Annotated in this window: 12 protein-coding genes; 7 read left to right on the top strand and 5 right to left on the bottom strand. The window is 40.9% G+C overall.

Annotated features, from left to right (window positions below; genetic code table 11):
- Positions 1-16: 16 nt before the first annotated feature.
- The 7 genes from AOB46_RS08250 (at position 17) to AOB46_RS08220 (ending at position 11,175) form a co-directional block, all read left to right on the top strand.
- A complete protein-coding gene (locus tag AOB46_RS08250; RefSeq protein ID WP_062698175.1) occupies positions 17-988 on the top strand; it encodes a glycoside hydrolase family 130 protein in 972 nt (323 codons plus the stop codon).
- A gap of 124 nt (positions 989-1,112) precedes the next feature.
- Positions 1,113-3,347 (top strand): GH92 family glycosyl hydrolase, encoded by a 2,235-nt coding sequence (locus tag AOB46_RS08245; RefSeq protein ID WP_062698173.1) that lies wholly within the window; start codon positions 1,113-1,115, stop codon positions 3,345-3,347.
- 31 nt (positions 3,348-3,378) lie between these two features.
- Positions 3,379-4,806 carry a glycoside hydrolase family 125 protein gene (locus AOB46_RS08240; RefSeq protein ID WP_062698171.1) on the top strand — a complete coding sequence of 476 codons (1,428 nt, stop codon included), beginning with the start codon at positions 3,379-3,381 and terminating at the stop codon, positions 4,804-4,806.
- 110 nt (positions 4,807-4,916) lie between these two features.
- Positions 4,917-7,328, top strand: a complete 2,412-nt coding sequence (locus tag AOB46_RS22895) for an endo-beta-N-acetylglucosaminidase H (protein ID WP_082377050.1) — start codon at positions 4,917-4,919, stop codon at positions 7,326-7,328.
- A gap of 145 nt (positions 7,329-7,473) precedes the next feature.
- Positions 7,474-8,331 carry an ROK family protein gene (locus tag AOB46_RS08230; protein WP_062698169.1) on the top strand — a complete coding sequence of 286 codons (858 nt, stop codon included), beginning with the start codon at positions 7,474-7,476 and terminating at the stop codon, positions 8,329-8,331.
- Between the two features lie 21 nt (positions 8,332-8,352).
- Positions 8,353-10,626 (top strand): GH92 family glycosyl hydrolase, encoded by a 2,274-nt coding sequence (locus tag AOB46_RS08225; RefSeq protein ID WP_062698167.1) that lies wholly within the window; start codon positions 8,353-8,355, stop codon positions 10,624-10,626.
- A 51-nt stretch (positions 10,627-10,677) separates the two neighbouring features.
- Positions 10,678-11,175 (top strand): phosphoheptose isomerase, encoded by a 498-nt coding sequence (locus AOB46_RS08220; RefSeq protein WP_062698165.1) that lies wholly within the window; start codon positions 10,678-10,680, stop codon positions 11,173-11,175.
- Positions 11,176-11,253: 78 nt separating this feature from the next.
- Here AOB46_RS08220 and AOB46_RS08215 read toward each other — a convergent pair whose 3' ends face one another.
- The 5 genes from AOB46_RS08215 to AOB46_RS08195 form a co-directional block, all read right to left on the bottom strand.
- Positions 11,254-12,606 (bottom strand): sugar porter family MFS transporter, encoded by a 1,353-nt coding sequence (locus tag AOB46_RS08215; protein WP_062698163.1) that lies wholly within the window; start codon positions 12,604-12,606, stop codon positions 11,254-11,256.
- Positions 12,607-12,611: 5 nt separating this feature from the next.
- Positions 12,612-14,366 (bottom strand): class I mannose-6-phosphate isomerase, encoded by a 1,755-nt coding sequence (locus AOB46_RS08210; protein ID WP_082377049.1) that lies wholly within the window; start codon positions 14,364-14,366, stop codon positions 12,612-12,614.
- A 13-nt stretch (positions 14,367-14,379) separates the two neighbouring features.
- Positions 14,380-15,315: an ROK family protein gene (locus AOB46_RS08205; RefSeq protein ID WP_062698161.1), complete on the bottom strand. Its 936-nt coding sequence runs from the start codon at positions 15,313-15,315 to the stop codon at positions 14,380-14,382.
- Positions 15,316-15,522: 207 nt separating this feature from the next.
- Positions 15,523-18,852 carry a glycoside hydrolase family 38 C-terminal domain-containing protein gene (locus AOB46_RS08200; protein WP_241489181.1) on the bottom strand — a complete coding sequence of 1,110 codons (3,330 nt, stop codon included), beginning with the start codon at positions 18,850-18,852 and terminating at the stop codon, positions 15,523-15,525.
- A gap of 57 nt (positions 18,853-18,909) precedes the next feature.
- Complete coding sequence (locus tag AOB46_RS08195; RefSeq protein ID WP_062698157.1) at positions 18,910-19,671, bottom strand: GntR family transcriptional regulator; 762 nt, start codon at positions 19,669-19,671, stop codon at positions 18,910-18,912.
- Positions 19,672-19,830: the final 159 nt, after the last annotated feature.

Below are 19,830 nucleotides of genomic sequence, written 5' to 3'. Positions count from 1 at the left end.
AAAGTAATACTACTTTATGACATCTCAATCAGTAATGATCCCTTGGCAGGACCGTCCGAAAGACTGCAGCGATATTATGTGGCGTTTTTCAGAAAACCCGATTATCAGCAGATATGCAATCCCTTCCTCTAACAGCATTTTTAACAGTGCAGTTGTTCCTTTTGAAGACGGATTTGCAGGTGTTTTCCGATGTGATAACAAAGCCGTACAGATGAATATCTTTGCCGGTTTCAGTAAAGATGCCATCCATTGGAAGATCAACCATGATCCCATAGAAATGCAAGCCGGGAATACAGAAATGATCGAATCCGACTACAAGTACGATCCGCGCGTAACCTTCATTGAAGATCGCTATTGGATCACCTGGTGCAACGGATATAACGGACCTACTATCGGAATTGGATATACCTTCGATTTTAAAGAATTCTTCCAGTGTGAAAATGCCTTTCTGCCATTTAACAGGAACGGAGTACTTTTCCCTGAAAAAATCAATGGGAAATATGCCATGCTGAGCCGTCCGAGTGATAACGGACATACCCCGTTTGGAGATATTTATATCAGCTACAGCCCGGATATGAAATACTGGGGGGAGCACAGATGTGTAATGAAAGTTACTCCTTTTGAAGACAGTGCCTGGCAGTGTACCAAAATAGGGGCAGGACCTGTTCCGATCAAAACAAGCGAAGGATGGCTGCTTTTTTATCACGGGGTGATCAATACCTGCAGAGGATTCAGGTATTCCATGGGTGCTGCACTGCTTGACCTGGAGGACCCTTCAAAAGTATTGTACAGAACAAAACCATACCTGCTGGCTCCGGCAGAAATGTATGAGCTTACTGGTGATATTCCCAATGTTATCTTCCCATGTGCTGCATTAACTGAAGGCGATAAAGTAGCTGTATATTACGGAGCTGCAGATACAGTAGTGGCTGTTGCGTTTGGATATATTTCGGAAATCATTGATTTTATGAAAAATAATTCAATATAATAGTCTGAAAACTTTAATAATACCGATATAATCTATGCTTTTGCCTTACAATATTGTTATTATGATTTTCATATTCCTAAATAAACTCTTATCTTAAAAAAAATTTGAGATCTTTCTTACCATTATGAAAAAAGAACTGCTTATATTTTTAGTAACAATCCTGCTTTCATACAACGGGAATGCACAGCAGCGAAAGGATGATGTCCTTTCCTGGGTAGACCCGTTTATCGGAACAGGAGGGCATGGGCATACCTTTCCGGGAGCAACAACGCCATTCGGAATGATACAGCTCAGCCCGGACCAGAATACCAAAAGCGGCGACTGGGATTGGTGTTCAGGGTATCATTACAGCAGTAAAACCATCATGGGATTTAGTCACAATCACCTTAGCGGAACCGGGTGGGCAGACCTTGGAGATATTCTGGTGATGCCTACGGTAGGACAAATCAAAATGCTTCCCGGGTCGGAAGATAAGCCTGAAACAGGCTATCGCTCCACATTCAGCCACGAAAGAGAAACTGCCTCCCCGGGGTATTATTCCGTTATGCTGGACAGTTATGGAATTAAAGCTGAGCTGACCGCCTCACCAAGAGTAGGATTTCATAAATATACTTTTCCCAAAAGCGAAGAGTCTAATATCATCATCGATCCCGTTAATAAGATCTTCGGAAGCGTATATCATACCCTCGTTAGTATAGAAGGAAATAACAAGATTAAAGGATACAGCTACAGTACAGGCTGGGGAGGAAAAAGATTTGCTTATTTCGTTATGGAATTTTCAAAGCCTTTTAAATCCTATGGAGTGTATTCGGAAGGAAAGATCAGAAATAATGAAAAAATGGCTCTTGCTAAAGATGCCAAAGCATTTGTGAGATTCGCTACACAAAAAGATGAAAGCATTGAAGTGAAAGTTTCCCTGTCGCCGGTAAGTACAGAAGGCGCACAGGAAAACTTTGATTCTGAAGCCGTAAATATTGACTTTGCAAAGGCCAAAGAAACTGCACAGAAAACCTGGAGAGATCTTATCAGCAGATTTCAGGTGACAGGAGGAACAGATGATCAGAGGAAGATTTTCTATACGGGAGTTTACCATACATTCATTGCTCCTAATCTTTATATGGATGTCAATGGCGATTATGTTGCTGCAGAAGAAAATATGAATACCAAATGGTTTACCAATTACAGTACATATTCTTATTGGGATGGTTTCAGAGCAACACATCCGCTGTTGACGATCATGGACCAGAAACACACAAAGGAATTTGCCAACTCTCTTATCAGCAGATATACGGACCGTAAGGATCATATGCCGATCTGGGAATTATGCGGATATGATAATTTCTGTATGCTAGGCTATCACAGCGCATCGGTTATCTGGGATGCTATTTCCAAAGGAGTGCCCGGTATTGATCACGAAAAAGCATTCGCAGCCATGAAGGACGCTTCTTTAACCGATAAAATGAGCAGCAGCGATGGAGGTGGAGGTTTGAACGACTATATTAAATTGGGATATTCACCTTCTGAAAACGGAGCCTCTGTTTCTGCAACTCTGGAGTATGCCTATGATGACTGGTGTATTCAGCAGCTGGCCGAAAAATTGGGCAAAAAATATGAAGCAGAGGTATACAGAAAACGGTCAATGAATTTTCTGAATACTTTCAATAAAAGCAATAATCATTTCTGGCCAAGGCAGAAAAACGGAGAATTTTTAGCCGATTTTGTACTGAATGACTGGAAAAAACTTCAGCCTCACTGGGTTTCAGGAAATATATGGGCTTATGATTTCTTTGTACCCCATCAGATTGATGAAATGATAAAGCTGTATGGCGGAAAAAAAGGATTTGAGGAAAAGCTGGACAGAACTTTTACAGAAAAGCTGGATATGCAGGGAGAACAGCATGTAGATATTTCAGGATTCATCGGATCTCTGGGATTCGGAGATGAGCCGGGACACCATGTTCCTTATCTGTACAACTATGCAGGAGCTCCTCACAAAACCCAGAAAATGGTGAAATTTATCCGTGATAATATGTATGCCGCAAAACCAGATGGTATTGTCAATAACGAAGACTGCGGGCAGATGTCGGCATGGTATATTTTCTCATCATTAGGATTCTATCCGGTAACGCCTGGGAAACCTGTTTATGCTATAGGAGCCCCTCAGTTCCCGAAGGCCTCTCTGCAGTTGGAGAATGGAAAAACCTTTACGGTTATTGCAGATAAAATTTCCGATAAAAACATCTACGTTCAGAAAATATTCCTGAACGGAAAAGAACACAAAAGCTGGGAACTGAATCACAGCGATATTATGAACGGGGGAGAGCTGAAGTTTATCATGGGAAGCAAACCCGTACAATAAATCAATCAATAATAAAGAAATAAAAGTATCAATGGAAAGGAGAAAGTTTATTAAAACAAGTGCGCTGGCAGGAGCCGGACTGCTGTTCACTCAAAATGTTTTTGCTAAAAATCTGGTTACGGAAGATTTTCCTGTAGTCCGTGTGCCTAAAGATAAAAGACATTTTACCAGTGAATCCGTGGAAAATGCCATTGCCACCTTCAAAAAGAACGTTAAAAATAAAGAACTCGCCTGGCTTTTTGAAAACTGTTTTCCCAATACATTAGATACAACCGTTTTTTATAAAGAAATCAACGGTGTACCGGATACGTATGTAATTACCGGAGATATTGATGCCATGTGGCTCCGCGACAGCTCCGCGCAGGTTTTTCCTTATCTGCAATTCTCTAAAAAAGATGAGAAACTGCACAAACTGATCTCAGGAGTGATCCATAAGCAGACCGAATTTATCCTTAAAGATCCTTATGCTAATGCATTTTATAACGACGATAAGAAAATAAGCAAATGGAAAGAATATGACCACACGGATATGAAGCCGGGAACCCATGAAAGAAAGTGGGAAATAGATTCCCTGTGTTATCCGATCCGTCTGGCATACCACTTCTGGAAAACAACGGGAGATACGAAACCATTTGATGATAAATGGCTGAAAGGAATTAAACTTACCTTACAGACCTTTACTGAACAACAGCGCAAAAAAGATCTCGGACCGTATAAATTTGAACGTACCACAGCATGGGCCACAGACGGAGTTGCAATGGGAGGCTATGGCTACCCTACAAATCCTGTGGGACTGATCAGCTCTATGTTCCGTCCGAGTGATGATGCAACCATTTACGGGTTTCTGATCCCTTCCAATTTATTCGCTGTAGTAAGCCTTCGTCAGGCCGCAGAAATGGTCTCGAAAATCAAAAATGAAAAAACACTGGCCACACAGCTGAACAGCCTTGCAGATGAGGTAGAAGCAGCAGTCAGAAAATATGGAATTTACAACCACCCTGAATACGGGAAAATATATGCTTTTGAAACCAACGGATTCGGAAGCTACAACCTGATGGATGATGCCAACTGTCCAAGCCTTTTGGGATTACCCTATCTGGATGCTGTAAAAGCAGATGATCCGGTTTACCTCAATACCAGGAAATATGTATGGTCTAAGGACAACCCGTTCTTTTTCAAAGGGAGCCTGGCAGAAGGAATAGGAGGTCCTCATATTGGTCTTGATATGATCTGGCCAATGAGTATTATAATGAAAGCTCTTACTACCAAAGATAAAAATGAAATCAGATGGTGTATACAGACCCTGCAGAAAACCCATGGGGGTACAGGCTTTATGCATGAATCCTTCCACAAGGATAACGACAAGAAATTTACCAGAGAATGGTTTGCCTGGGCAAACACATTGTTCGGAGAATTATTATGGAAAACTTTTAACGAAAACCGGGATTTGCTGGCTTAACAACTTATGCCCTGAGAATCGTTTTACTCTTTTTTTGCGGTATTCATGATGCAGGACAGGTCGTCTGCACGGGAAGCTGCATATTTTAAAAAAGCAAAAAAAATTATACTATGAAAAAAAACTCCATTCTTGCCGCGCTGATGCTTATGGCCTGTCAGACAGGCTCCTTACTCAAGGCACAGCAGCTTGATCCCGTAGGGATATGCTATGTTGAAGTAAATAACAGCAATATGCTGAATGCCGGTTCTTACACACTGCAGAACAGTGGAAAACAGCTTTTTGATGTCGCTATTATTTTTGCCGCAAACATTAATTATGATGTTTCCAAAAGCAGAGCCTATATTTCCAGTAACAACAACGTTACCAAAGTTCTGAACGATGTCAATACCTACGTAAGACCATTACAGCAGAAAGGTATTAAAGTATTATTGGATATTTTAGGAAACCATCAGGGAGCAGGAATTTCCAATTTCCCGAACCGTGAAGCGGCCCGTGATTTTGCCAGACAGATTGCCCATACTGTTTATACCTATGGCCTGGATGGAGTAGATTTAGACGATGAATATGCAGGATATGGAAACAACGGGACAGGACAGCCTAATAACAGCTCGTTTGTTATGCTGCTCCAGGAGCTGAAAGCTGCAATGCCTGATAAGCTGATTACCTTTTATTACATTGGTCCGGCAACCACAAGACAAAGTTACAGCGGTGATGCTGCCGGAAATTATATAGATTACACCTGGAATGCCTATTACGGAACATATAATGCTCCTGTAGTACCTCCTCTTAATAAAACAAAAATTTCTGCCGCAGCAACATGGATACGCAATACCAATCCGGGTTCTACCCCTGCCTCTACACTGGCAACGCTTGCTACCAATACAAAAAATGACGGCTATGGCGTATTCATGTGGTATGACCTGGGTGCAACGGATGTGGCAAGCTACCTAAGCACAGGATCTAATATCCTTTACAATGAAAATACCCAGCTTACCGGACAGCTTTATTCATGGTTACAAGGACAGGCATGTGATCCGCCTTTAGGACTTGAAGCGGCCAATGTTACAGGAACTTCAGCTACTCTGAAATGGACATCCAATGCTTCCCAAACCTATAATATTGACTATAAACCAGCCAATTCCACTACATGGACGAATGCCGGAAGCAACTATTCAGGCAATAGTATTGTCATCAATAATCTGAGTCTGAACACTGAATATGACTGGAGAATACAGTCCAACTGCTCTTCAACACTCACCAGTACTTATCTGTTTGCCCCACGCTTTAATTCGGGAAACGGATGCGCAGTCCCGGCAGGAATTAAATCTGAGAGTTTTCTCGGGAATACTACTAAAATATCCTGGGATGCCGTAGGAACTGCAACCTCTTATAACCTTCAGTACAAAACAGCAGCGGCTTCAACCTGGACAGATGTTCAGAATATTTCAGCTACCACATACACCCTTCAGAATCTTACAGAGAATACCAATTATGTCTGGAGGGTACAGGCCGTATGTAACGGAGGGAATACCAGCGCGTATTCCGCAGATACAACATTTAATAGCGGTTTCGCTCCGGTTCAGAGCCCCGGAGCCAGATCGATTTCTTTTAATGGAAGTTCCCAATATCTTAATGCCGGACAGTTTAATCTAAGCGGAAATGGCTTAACGATTGAGGGCTGGGTAAAAGTAAATGCATTCAAAAATAGTTTCCCTTATATTTCGTCAGTGGCAGGAATTGAGGTGGGAGATAATAATTCTGCGATCCTGAGGTTCGGAGATGGGAACCTTGCCAATAATAAGTTACAGTTTACATTAAGCTTCGGATCATCTCAGGTAAAGCTGAGCAGCACTACGGCATTTGCTACTAATACATGGTATCACGTAGCAGCAGTATATGATGGTGCCTCCATGAAATTGTATGTTAATGGTATTGAGGATGCAAGCAATACAGTTTCCGGTAACTTTACCGCAAACGGGATCCTTTATCTGGGAAGAAATTATGATAACTCACGTACTCTGAACGGGTTTTTGGATGAATTCAGAGTTTGGAAGAGAGCATTGACTGCCCAGGAAATTCTAGACAATAAGTGTAATGTGGCAGCAAACGCTCCAGGCCTTGAAGCCAACTGGAAAATGAATGAAGGAAGCGGAATCGGCGTTCTGGATGCCACAGCGAATACCCACTTTGCGACAATGGTTAATATGACCAATACAAACTGGAGAACAGATGTAGGCTGTACAGAGCAGCTGTCCGTAAAAGAAGGAAAATCAGAGAGGACTGATCTTTATTTATATCCGAATCCTGTTAAAAAGGGAAATGATCTTTATTTTGCATCGAATGGCGACTCAGCAGATGAGATAACCCTTTACGATATGTCAGGAAAATTGGTGGTCACACAGAAAATAGATAAAAATAACGCGGTTGTTAATACGAAGAGCCTGTCCGCAGGAACGTATATTTATAAAATAAGTTCACCTGGTAAAAAGATTCTGACATCCGGAAAAGTATTGGTGAAATAAATACGAAATAAAAAATACATACTAAAAAAATAAAAATTAGGGGATTTTTAACTGAGACTTAAAACGGACATCCATTAGTAGTACGTAAATTTGCTTTTGTTGTCCGTTTAGTCACAGGTTTTTTGATGGGTATAAATAAGATATAATGCAGAATATAATAGGAATAGATATTGGAGGGTCCCATATTACGATGGCTCAGGTAGATCCGGTTAAGCGTGAAATCATTGCGTCCACCTATATCAGGGAGCATGTGGATTCTTTCGGTTCCAGGGAGGATATTTTTTCAGCCTGGGTCTCAGCCATTGAAAAAGCTACAAAAGGCCTTGTTAGTGAAGCCCTTTTAATAGGGATCGCGATGCCGGGACCTTTTGATTATGAAAACGGAATTTCCTTAATGCAACAGGGAAAATTTATTGACATATACCAGGTCAATATTAAAAAAGAACTGGCAAAAAGATTAGGAATTTCAGAACAGCAGATCTACTTTGTGAATGATGCGGCGGCATTTATGGAAGGAGAAGTCTTTGGAGGCTGTGTGCAGGGATTCCGGAAGGTTTTCGGGGTAACACTGGGTACAGGGCTGGGAACAACCTTCTACAACGGTGATTTTGCCACTGATGAAGATCTCTGGGATTCGCCTTTCAGAAAATCTGTCTTTGAAGATTACCTGGCAACACGTTGGTTTGTAAAACGTTATGCAGAGCTTACGGGCGGGCAGATTTCAGGGACAAAAGATTTATTGGATAAGCCTTTGGAAATACAAACTCAGATATTTAATGAATATGCAGATACTTTCTCTGAATTTATTGTGCAACATGTAAATCATTATAAACCGGAAGTTTTAGTTATAGGCGGAAATATTGCGAAAGCCTATCCTCATTTCGGCGAAAGATTTATAAAAAATTTAAAGGAGAATAATATTAACTTGCAGGTTAAAATCTCTGCTATCTTTGAAGATGCCGCTATTCTGGGAGCTGCCAGTTATGCAAAAAAGCTTATATAAATTAATAAACGAAAAGATACAATGAAGTTTATATTTTCTACCTGCTTGCTTTTATTACAGGTATTGGCCTTAGGTCAGAATATTATATCTCCTGCGGATTATGTAAACCCATTAATGGGAACGCAGTCCAAACCATCCCTATCCAACGGAAATACCTATCCGGCCATCGGACTTCCCTGGGGAATGAACCTCTGGACACCACAGACAGGGAAAATGGGCGATGGATGGGCGTATACCTACGATGCAGATAAGATCAATGGTTTCAAGCAGACCCATCAGCCGTCTCCGTGGATGAATGATTATGGAGCTTTTGCCATCATGCCGGGCGTAGGTAAGCCAAAGTTTAAGGAAGAAGAACGGGCAAGCTGGTTCAGCCATAAAGCAGAGGCTGCAAAACCTTATCACTATAGTGTTTATCTTGCAGATATTAACGTAACTACAGAGCTCACCCCAACGGAAAGAGCCGCCTTTTTTAAATTTGATTTTCCGAAAACCGACAGCGCTTATGTGGTTATTGATGCTTTAAATAAAGGCTCTTATATTAAAATCATTCCAAAAGAGAGAAAAATTCTGGGCTATACCACCAAATATGCCAGAGGAAAATATGAAAACTTTAAAAATTATTTTGTCGTGCAGTTCGACAAAGATTTTGACCTGACTAGGCTTTGGAAAGATAATGCTTTGGTAAATGGACCGCTAGAACTTGCAAGTGAACACGCAGGTGCCATAGTAGGTTTTAAGCTTAAAAATAAAGAAAGCGTTTACGCAAAAATAGCTTCTTCATTCATCAGCTTTGAACAGGCAGAACTCAATCTGAAAAGAGAGATAGGAGGAAGAAATTTTGAACAGGTAAAAACAGATGCCAAAAATATATGGAATAAAACACTGGGGAGAATTGAAATAAAAGGGGGAACAGACCAACAGATGAGAACATTCTATTCTTCCATGTACAGAACATTGTTTTTTCCACAGAAACTGTATGAAATTGATGGGCAGAACAAAATAAAACACTGGAGCCCATACAACAGTAAAATTCTGGATGGAAGAATGTTTGCCGGCACCGGATTCTGGGATACTTTTCGTGCTTTATATCCGTTTCTTAACCTTGTATATCCGGGAATTAATGCAGAAATGCAGGAAGGATTGGCTAATGCCTACAAAGAAGGTGGCTTCCTCCCAGAATGGAGCAGCCCGGGATATTCTGATATTATGGTGGGAAATAACTCCGCATCAGTAGTGGCAGATGCTTATATAAAAGGGATTCGGGGGTATGACATAGAAACCCTCTGGCAGGCTGTTAAACATGGAGCTGATAATGAAGGTCCCATTGATGCGGTAGGACGTAGGGGAGTTCAGTATTATAATACGCTGGGCTATGTTCCTTACGATGTAAAAATCAATGAAAATGCAGCCAGAACTTTAGAATATGCTTACGATGATTTTGCAATTTACCAGCTGGGAAAAGCTTTAGGAAAGCCTGCATCAGAAATTGATATTTACAAAAAAAGAGCATACAATTATAAAAACCTTTTTGATCCGGAAACCGGGCTCATGAGAGGTAAAAATAAAGATGGTAGTTTCCAGGCTCCGTTCAATCCCTTTAAATGGGGTGATGCTTTTACAGAAGGAAACAGCTGGCATTACACCTGGTCGGTTTTCCAGGATATTGAAGGTCTTTCTAAACTGATGGGCGGTAAAAAGAAATTTGAAGCCAAGCTGGATGAGGTATTTTCTCTTCCTCCGGTTTTTGATGACAGTTACTACGGAAGCGTTATTCATGAAATCCGGGAAATGCAGATCATGAATATGGGGCAGTATGCTCACGGAAACCAGCCGATTCAACATATGATCTATCTGTACAATTATGCCGGAGCGCCCTATAAAACACAATACTGGGCAAGACAGGTATTGGATAAGCTTTATCAGGCAGCACCTGACGGATACTGCGGAGATGAAGACAACGGACAGACTTCCGCATGGTATGTATTTTCAGCTTTAGGATTTTATCCTGTTACTCCGGCTACAGATCAGTATGTTTTAGGAGCTCCTTTATTTAAGGAAGCCATAATTCATCTGGAAAACGGAAAGAAGATTGAAATAAAGGCACCGGAGAATAATGCAGAAAATTTCTATGTGAAATCTCTGAAAGTCAATACTCAGCCTTATTCCAAAAACTGGATAAGTCACAAAGAGCTGCTGAAAGGGGCGGTTCTGGATTTTCAGATGGATAGTAAGCCGAACAAGGAAAGAGGCTCACAGGAAAAAGATTTTCCTTACTCAATGTCTACAGAATAATAATCAAACAATACTTATTTTTGAAAATAATTTAAAGAACAGTACAGCGGTATGAGTGCAGCGAAAAAAGAAATATTCGATAAAGTAGAAAAAATGCTTGGTGCACAGGGCTTTAATCTTGTGGCAAAAGATGATACAAGACCTTGGGGCGGATTCTTTGTAATTGATGAAAATCAGGCACAGGATTTTGCCAACCGTTATTTTGACGGAATTGATGTTAACCATTTAAAAATAAGCGGAAAATTAAGTCCTAAGATTCTTATCGTAGCTCCGCAGGCACGATTGAGCTGGCAGTATCATCATCGCAGAGCTGAAATCTGGCAGGTTGTGGAAGGCACGGTGGGAATTAAAAGAAGCCCTACAGATGAAGAAGGGGAACTGAAAGAATACCATCCGAAAGAACAGGTAAAGCTTCAGCAGGGTGAAAGGCACCGTCTTATCGGTTTGGAAGGCTGGGGAGTAGTAGCTGAGATCTGGCAGCATACTGATGCATCCAATCCTTCAGATGAAGATGATATTGTAAGAGTACAGGACGATTTCGGAAGATAATCGGAATCAATACAAATAAAAATCTCATTGAATGCCAATGAGATTTTTTATTTTATTCAATAAAGATGTAAATTAAATTTATTTTTTCCATGCGTCTTCAATTTCTTCCAGCGTTTTTCCTTTTGTTTCAGGGACTTTCTTCCAGATAAAAAGAAAAACAATTACCGCAATAGCCATATATAACCAGAAGGTATTGGCATTTCCTATAGATCCTATAAGTACAGGGAAAGTCTGGGATACTAAAAATACAGCTGCCCAGAGGAAAAAAGTAGCAACAGACATTGCTGTGGCGCGGGCTTTGGTAGGGAATATTTCAGCAATGACAACAAATGTAAGAGGCCCTAAAGACATGGCAAAACTGGCAATATAGCCTAATATGGCAACGAGAACAAGATAACCCTGCTGTTGCGTATAAAAAGCCAATCCGACAATAAACAGGCAGACTGTCATTCCGGAGATGCCCAGCAGAAGCAGTTTTTTCCGGCCCCAGAGGTCTACGTATTTTATAGCTACAAAAGTGAAGATTACATTAATAACTCCTACCAGTATGGTTTGTATAAATGCAGAATCAGATCCTACCCCTGTGGCTTTAAAGATTTCGGGAGCATAATACATGATAGCATTAATGCCGGTTATCTGTGAAAATACTGCCAGCAGAATACCAATAATCAATACCCGTTTTAATCCGGGTTTCTTTAGATCTGAAAAAGAAAAAGAAGTTTCATCTTTCAATGATCTGTTGATAGATTCCAGCTCCAGTCGTCCCATTACAGGACCATTAATCCCGGTAAGGATATTTAAGGCTTCAGAATTTCTTTTTTGGGCAGCCAGCCAGCGTGGACTTTCAGGGACGGTAAGCAATAATACTATAAAAATTATGGAAGGAATAATTCCGGAACCAAACATCCAGCGCCAGCCTGTAGAAATATTCCAGTTTTCATCATGAATTCCGGCAATATAAGCATTTACAAAATAGATCACCAGAATTCCGGTTACAATTCCAAGCTGGAAAATCGAAATCAATCGTCCTCTTATGGCTGCCGGTGCCATTTCTGAAATATACATGGGAGAAAGCATCGATGCAATCCCGATACCCATACCACCTATGATCCGGAATAGGACAAAAATCCATAACTCAGGTGCTATTGCCGTTCCTAAAGAAGAAATCGTAAATAACAAAGCTGAGATCATTAATACTTTTTTACGCCCGATATAATCACTGAGCTTCCCGGAATACATCGCACCGATTATACATCCAAGCAAAGCACAGGAAGCAACCCAGCCTGTCATGACATCAGAAAGCCGGTAATAAGTCTTCATAAAACCAATGGCTCCTGAAATAACAGCCGTATCATACCCGAATAATAAACCACCCACAGAAGCTACCAGTGTTGATTTATAAATAATAGCAGAATTCACAGTAGATCCCATATCGCTTATTTTAAAACTTTTTCTGCAATCATATCCGGACGGATACTCGCTTTTATGGTTGCGCACTCCTGACCCGCACTTTCCCCATGAGGGGTAATAGTAAAAGCCCCCACATCTGCCGGAACAATAAAGGTTTCAGCATAATGGATAACGTAAGGCTCAAAGTTTTGATCCGGGCTTTCTACAATAACCTCACGGCCTTCCACAAGATTCAGCACATTCACCACTCCTTCGGTATGATGAACTACTTTTTTAGTAAACCAATGTCTCCGGGTTTCAATAAATGACCATTCATCCAGGCCGGTGCGTTCTTCCCGCCATCCGTCTCCTTGGGTAACGGATTCTGTAAGATTCAGGATATTTTCTTTCGTCCATGAAGTGGTACGGTCCCACTGGATTACATTTTTACCATGTTTTAGAGAGATAGGTCTCGGCTTCCCGTCCAGCCCCATTCGTCCCCAGTCCCATAACTTGAAGGTAAAGATATAAGGGGTTGCACTGATTTCCAGCACTACGGAGTTCGCTCCTGAACAATGTACGGTTCCTGCCGGAATTGATACATGATCATGTTTCCGGACCGGCCATTTTTGTACATATTTTTCCGCATCAAAAGGGATATTATCTGTCTGTGCAGTTTCCAGATCTTTCATCATCTTATCGGGATCCGTATTTTCTTTCAGGCCAAGGTACACAAATGCGCCTTCTTTTACATCCAGCATATAATAACTTTCATCCTGAGTATAAGTCATTCCGAAATTTTCTTTGATATATTCTTTCAATGGATGCACCTGTAGGCTGAGGTTGCCGCCTTCCATGGTATCCAGAAAATCAAAACGGATCGGGAATTCATCACCAAATCCTTCATATACCTGCTTGCCGAGTAAAGCTTCCGGCTGGAAAAATACCAAATTATTGGACGGAATTTCTACTACCTGATCTCCGAATCCTAACAACAGGCTGTTTTCTTCAGGAACACAATCGAACCCCCATGCGTAATTGGAAACGCTTCTGTCAAGATCACAGACTTCTTTCAGCCACTGACCTCCCCATGGTCCCGGATCAAAAAATGGAACTACCCGGAAAGGTTGTCTTACGGTTTTTTGCAAAGCATCAAACAAGGCACTCGTACTGATCATTTTGGGCAGCTCGGGAAGGGTGGTATCCAGAACAAATCTGCAGGTATTCAATATTTGCTTTTTGTAACGGTCACACACACGCCAGTCCACGAAATAAGCATGTTTATACTGATAAGGGAAGGAGTCTGTATAGTTGGTCTTTCCCAGATTACAGGCCGTATTTTTCCGGAAACGCTTCTGGATTTCCCACCGTGGCATATCTGCGTATACAGTTATATCAGGTTTCATGGCGATTAAGGTAGCTCCGGGCCCTACCACTACGGTATAACCTTTATTATTGGCTATTTTTTTTTGAAGCTTTGAGATTTTGTCAGGATCAAAATAATCTTCAAGTTCCAGGGGTGTCATATAGCCAAATACAGGATCATCAGTAACAAATGGCTGAACCATTACCGCTATTTCCTGCTCAGATTTCATCGCTTCTGAAGTATTGATGATCAGTTCCGGTTTTAATAATTTCTGTACTGAAGTAATGATTTCCTCCAGAAAAACGCCCTGATAGCATTCAAAAGCAATGACTTCAGATGATGTTTCTTTTATTTCCTCTGCGATATTTTCCCATCCGGCAATGCAGGAATGTCCATTTATATTGATGATGGGATATTTATTAAAATTAGATTTCATTCGTATATTTTTATTAATAGGAAACAAGATGCGCTATTCCCAGTAAGGCTGCTGTTGACGGGAATTTTCCTTCTTCAACATGTACTTTTCCCCAGGGAGTCCACGCATGACTTTCAATATATTCTTGAATATAAGGGATGATTTGTGAGCTGCTGCCCATTATTCCTCCGGTAAGGATGAGAATTTCAGGATCATAAGCATGAACGAGATTAACAGCACATGCTGACCAGGCTAACAAACTTTGTTTCCGAATCGATAACGCTACAGAATTTCCTTGTTCGGCCAGCTTAAAGATTTGCTCATAATCAATAGAAGAAGTGCTAAGCTGGTTTTCATTGAAATTTTCATATGACTTTGCAATATTTCCAAGATTCCAGGTTGAGGCTTCCGTTTCCACACAGCCTTTATTTCCGCAATTGCACAAGCTTCCTTTGTAATTGATTACAGAATGTCCTCCCAATATACCGGCAGTAAAATGTTTGCCCCTCAATAATTGTCCTTCCATTATTGCGGCACTTCCAATCCCTGTTCCTAAGGTCATAAGGACAGCATTGTCATAGTTTTTTGCATTTCCGTATTTCCATTCGCCCAATAATGCAGACCGGGCATCATTTTCTATGGAAAATGGGAGGTTAAAGGTCTGAAAGCTCCATTCTTCAAGGTTAATATCCGGTGCATCCCCGAATTTTTTATCAATAGAAATGATTCTTTTCTGTACGTTGTCTACAATTCCGGGAGAAGCAATACCAAGCCCGCCAATTTCTGTAACAGAAAGATTGTTCCGGCTGAGCAGATCCCTGATGGTTTGTTCTATAAAAGGCAGCCTTTGTCTGAGACCGTTTCCGGAATCAGCATCAATAGAAACTGAAGACAGAACCGTACCGTCCTGTACAAGCCCTGTTTTGATCTTTGTTCCGCCCATATCGATGGCTATTACCGGCTTTGACATTGCTTTGATTTTAGGTATTAAATAATCTGAGTTTTAAGGTTAAAAGCTGGAAGCTGGAAGCTGGAAGAAGGAGGAAGGAAGTTACTTTAAATCATATATTTCGAAGGTTTCTGCAAAATCAAATTGCCTTGAAAATATATAAACACTTATTTTATTGATGATTTTTATAGCTTTCCTCCACCGACTCCCGGTTTCAAACCCGCTTAATTAAGGAATTACTTTAATTTCTATAACATCCATACCGGCCAGACTAAGTGATTCGTTTGAAGACAATACTTTTCCTGTTCTGGAATGAATCACTTTCGATGGCTTGAGTTTTTGCCATGAAAAAGAAGTTGTCTGCTCATTTTCATCAGGATTATAAAGCCGGATCAGGAAACTATGATCCTCCTGTGGTGTAATGCTCGTTACGACAATTTTATCATTATTCATCAGGAAAAGACTTCCTTCTGTTAGTGATTTTTCTTTCACAGGAATGGCAATAAGCGGCTGCGTAAAAGCGGCTGCATATTTTTCATTTTCTACAGGATTGAAGGCTGCATGCGGACGCAGGGCATACCGGTAGCGTACGGGGCCTTCCTGATCTGCCTTGTAATTGGTATGCCAGTAATTGTTCATCGCATAGCTAAACCAGTTGGTGGTGCCGGAAATTCCTTTGTCTTTCCATTTTTTGTGGCTGTTATCAATAACCATTCTTTCATCAATCATTTCTCCGGCTTCAATCAATGGTGTTTCCAGCATCATCCACTGCATTCCTTTCTGCCCGAAAGAAGCATCTACCCAACGGCGGCTGTACCAGTAATCCATATTGGAGCCAGGCAGCTGATCCGTAAGATATTTCATGGTTCCATAGCCTACATCTACTGTAATATTTTTAAAGTCTGTATTAAAAGGAAACCCAAAATGTACCGATTCTTTTGTGCGGACAGGCTTTTTATCTACTATATTTTCAAGCTCTATTTCATTACTGTCCGCAAATAAAGTGATAATTCTTTCCAGTTTTTTAGCTCCCGGAGCATCTGATGTTAATGATACCTTGGCGAGTGCAGGGCCCTTTTCCAATATCTTTATTTGTACAGCGGAACTTGAGACGGCCTCTTTGGGATCAGATCCAGGTACATACCAGTAACTGTTCAGGCCCTGACTGTTAAAGCTTCCGGCGTAATTAGTCGCGCTGTTATCTGTAAAATGAGTAATACTTCCTGTTTTCGGATCCCAGCTCAAAGTTACTTTTCCATTGGAGATACTGTTTCCGGTTATGGAAAAGTGTTCTGCAGCCGTGATTTTATTTTTAACAATACTGAAATTTGCTGAACCAAGAGGCGGAATGTTTTTCGCAAAGAATACCATTGTGCCGTCCTGTAATTTCTGTAATGGAATTATATTTCCTGATGCATCTTTAACGGCATTTCCCCAATCTGTTCCGGGAATACTCACTGTACCGCTCCGTGTCCAGGATGACGTATTAAATACTGTGATTGTTTTAGAACCCTGCTCTGTAATAGGGTGTAGCAGGTCTTTTTCCAACTGACTGGTAATTGAGCTGCCATCAAGGGAAAACTGTTTTTTTACCTGCCACTGGTCTTTTACAAACGGAAGATCCGGCGCCGTAATGCTATTGAAGGCTCCCCAGGTATGCTCATGGAATAAAATAACGTTCCTCCATGCTTCATAAAAGCTTTTACTGTTATATTGACGGGGATTCAGCATAGAGTAGAGGGTAGCAAGCTGCTGTAATTTTAAGCTGCTGTTTCTGTTGATCCCTTCTTCCTTCGCAGTAGACATGGCTCCGTCTTCCCAATGCGGACTGATATCTCCTTTGACTACAGGAATCTGATCCCCGTATTTTTTCTCAAATACCTCAAACATTTTTTCATTAGTGCTGAGTATTATTTTAGGGGATTCATATTTTTTATTCCACTCATCTACAAATTTTGAAATGGTTGGATCTATGGGGCCGTTATCCGCCACAATATTATATCTCCACTGCACCATATCATAAGGATAATTGGTTTTTACAAGATCTTCCAGGTATTCTGCTATCTTTTTCTGACCGTTTTCAAATACATCGCCGGGATGAACTCCATGCCAGGATGAATAGCCTCTTCCTCCTGTCCAGAATAATATCTTGTCTTTTCCGGATGGAGACTGCCACCACACCGGCTTGTCGCCCCAGTTTTTAACAAAATTTCCTACCCGGTCACCAAGATAAGGATTGCTTACGCCCAGATAATTTGGCCCGCTTGAAAAATATTTGACACCGGAGGAAGCCAGCGCCGGAACTAAAGACCAGGCAAATCCCGGTACATCAGACATCATGGCACTGTTGATCTTAAACCCGAATTCTTTTTCCAGTTTCTGTGCATATTCAGTATAATGGAACAGCTCCTCCGGCTGGCTCAGCCCGGTCAGAATATTACCGTACATCGCTGAAAGCCCGATACCGCCTTCTTTTACTGCCTTGGCAAAAGCCTTTTTATCTTCCGGTGTTGCTTTTTGCATGAAATTTTCAACATCCCAAAGAGCTTCCACATTCCATTTGAAGTGGGCTTCCTCAGGTAAGTTCCGGGTCTCTTCGATCATTTTGAGCGCATCATAGATATTCTTAGTGTGAATTTTTTCTACTTCTGCCTGTAAATGGGAATAGCCTACGTCAGTATGAGAGTGATGAATGAAATATAACGTACGTGGAACTATGGCGTCTGCGTGAATGGTTTTGCGGAGAATTTCTTTTTTTCCAGAACTCACCACCAGCTCCGTAATTCCCCCTTTTGAAGATAGGGGAACCGGAATATCAAAAGACCTGATGCCGTCCGGCATTGTAAAGGAATAGGTCTCTTTACCGTCTATTTTAGCAGTGATTTTCTGATCCGGCCCGAAATGAAGAGTGGTAAGAGTAAGAAGCCTTTTGCCGTCTTTTAAAAGAAAAGGCGTTGAATGAACATCTATTTTTTCTTGAAAAGTAAATTTATAGGTCATAAACCAATCCCTGCTGTCCTGAGCCTGCCCCACAAGCTTTAAACGGACTGGTTTTCCTGGTGTTACCTTGTTTTTAGGAATTCTGAGGTATCCGATGCCGTAGGAATCCTTTAATCCATCCATTTTAATCTGATCAAATACAAAAGCTGTACTATCTGCGGCTTTTGAAATCCAGTCCGGACGCTGATTTACCGGATAGGTGGTAAGCGTCAATGTTTTCTGATCATTGATGTACAAATCAAAATGACGGGTCCCGCCGCTGGTTCCGGATGAGTGAGAAACCAGCCAGCTGAAATAAACATAGGCTCCGCTGGTGTTTTGAGGGACAGCATCTGTTTCCCATTCTATGGTTTTGGTCCCGTCAGTAGTACGGGTAAGCAGAGCTCTGTTGGCGTAATCCGGAAATATTGAGTAATAACCAATATTCTCACCGCTTATTTCCCGTGAATATCCGTTGGCTGCCTGTATGATACCAAAATAGGGAACCTTTTTCTGTGCATGTACCAAATGTACCGTCATCAAGAAGGATATCAGTAAAATAAAATACCTGTTGTACATGGGCTTTAATTTTAAATTATATGTTAGAATGTTTGAACATATTGAATGATAAAAAAATTAATTTTCAGGAGACTTGTTAATGTCTATAGTATAGGTAAACTTATCCGAACGGTAATATCCTACATTATACTCAACAGGTTTTCCATTGATATCATACACAAATCGTTCCCGCTTCAATACAGGAAAGGAAGCTGATATTTTTAATTTCTTACCTATTACAGTACCAGCCTGGCAGGCACTTATATTTTCCCGGGAACGGTGGACTATAACTCCATGTTTTTCCTGTAGCATACTATAGAGAGGCGTGTTAAAATCATCATTTTTATCAATACCTATTCTCGGATGAAAATAACTTTCAAAGTAAACAATAGGATCACCTGAATTTTCTCCTTTTAATTTAGAAAGCTTGAATATTTTCTTATCAGGGGGGCAGTTAAAAAAATGACAGATCTCTTCGTTAGGCTGTTCGGTGCTGGTTTTCAGAGACTGGTTAATCACCTCAACTCCTTTTTCCTGCATTTCTCTTGTGAAACTGTACCAATGATCAAGTCCGGTTACAAGGCTTTTCTTTTCGGCTACCCGGGTTCCGATCCCCTTCTTACGTATGATAAGGCCTTCATGTTCGAGTTTGTTGGTTGCCTGGCGAATGGTATTTCGGGAAACACCCCATAGGTTCGCCAGATCAGTTTCTTTTGGTAATAAAGCTCCTTTTTTATACTCCTCCATAACAATCAGTTTACGAAAAAGCTCCTCTACCTGTACATGAAGCGGAAGTTTGCTGTTGTGATCAATCGTAAAATCTTTAGAAGGTATGTTCATACATATAATAAAATGTAAATATAGAAATTTTTTTAATCTGAGTATTATTTTTTTATTGAAACTGAATAATTCACCCTGAAAAACAAAAAACCTTATAAGCGTTTATGCCTATAAGGTTTTATTCATTAAAAGTAGCAGACTGAGATCAGCCCGCTTTCA

Origin of the sequence: Chryseobacterium indologenes (assembly GCF_001295265.1) — a bacterium.
In the GTDB taxonomy this organism is placed as follows: domain Bacteria; phylum Bacteroidota; class Bacteroidia; order Flavobacteriales; family Weeksellaceae; genus Chryseobacterium; species Chryseobacterium indologenes_A.
The sequence above is the reverse complement of the archived record's forward strand: the minus strand, read 5'-3'. Positions and strand labels throughout refer to the sequence as shown.

What these genes read in the sequence shown, in the direction of transcription:
- AOB46_RS08250 (WP_062698175.1), top strand. Translation starts at nt 17, where the DNA reads ATGACATCTCAATCAGTAATGATCCCTTGGCAGGACCGTCCGAAAGAC.
- AOB46_RS08245 (WP_062698173.1), top strand. Translation starts at nt 1,113, where the DNA reads ATGAAAAAAGAACTGCTTATATTTTTAGTAACAATCCTGCTTTCATAC.
- AOB46_RS08240 (WP_062698171.1), top strand. Translation starts at nt 3,379, where the DNA reads ATGGAAAGGAGAAAGTTTATTAAAACAAGTGCGCTGGCAGGAGCCGGA.
- AOB46_RS22895 (WP_082377050.1), top strand. Translation starts at nt 4,917, where the DNA reads ATGAAAAAAAACTCCATTCTTGCCGCGCTGATGCTTATGGCCTGTCAG.
- AOB46_RS08230 (WP_062698169.1), top strand. Translation starts at nt 7,474, where the DNA reads ATGCAGAATATAATAGGAATAGATATTGGAGGGTCCCATATTACGATG.
- AOB46_RS08225 (WP_062698167.1), top strand. Translation starts at nt 8,353, where the DNA reads ATGAAGTTTATATTTTCTACCTGCTTGCTTTTATTACAGGTATTGGCC.
- AOB46_RS08220 (WP_062698165.1), top strand. Translation starts at nt 10,678, where the DNA reads ATGAGTGCAGCGAAAAAAGAAATATTCGATAAAGTAGAAAAAATGCTT.
- AOB46_RS08215 (WP_062698163.1), bottom strand. Translation starts at nt 12,606, where the DNA reads ATGGGATCTACTGTGAATTCTGCTATTATTTATAAATCAACACTGGTA.
- AOB46_RS08210 (WP_082377049.1), bottom strand. Translation starts at nt 14,366, where the DNA reads ATGAAATCTAATTTTAATAAATATCCCATCATCAATATAAATGGACAT.
- AOB46_RS08205 (WP_062698161.1), bottom strand. Translation starts at nt 15,315, where the DNA reads ATGTCAAAGCCGGTAATAGCCATCGATATGGGCGGAACAAAGATCAAA.
- AOB46_RS08200 (WP_241489181.1), bottom strand. Translation starts at nt 18,852, where the DNA reads ATGTACAACAGGTATTTTATTTTACTGATATCCTTCTTGATGACGGTA.
- AOB46_RS08195 (WP_062698157.1), bottom strand. Translation starts at nt 19,671, where the DNA reads ATGAACATACCTTCTAAAGATTTTACGATTGATCACAACAGCAAACTT.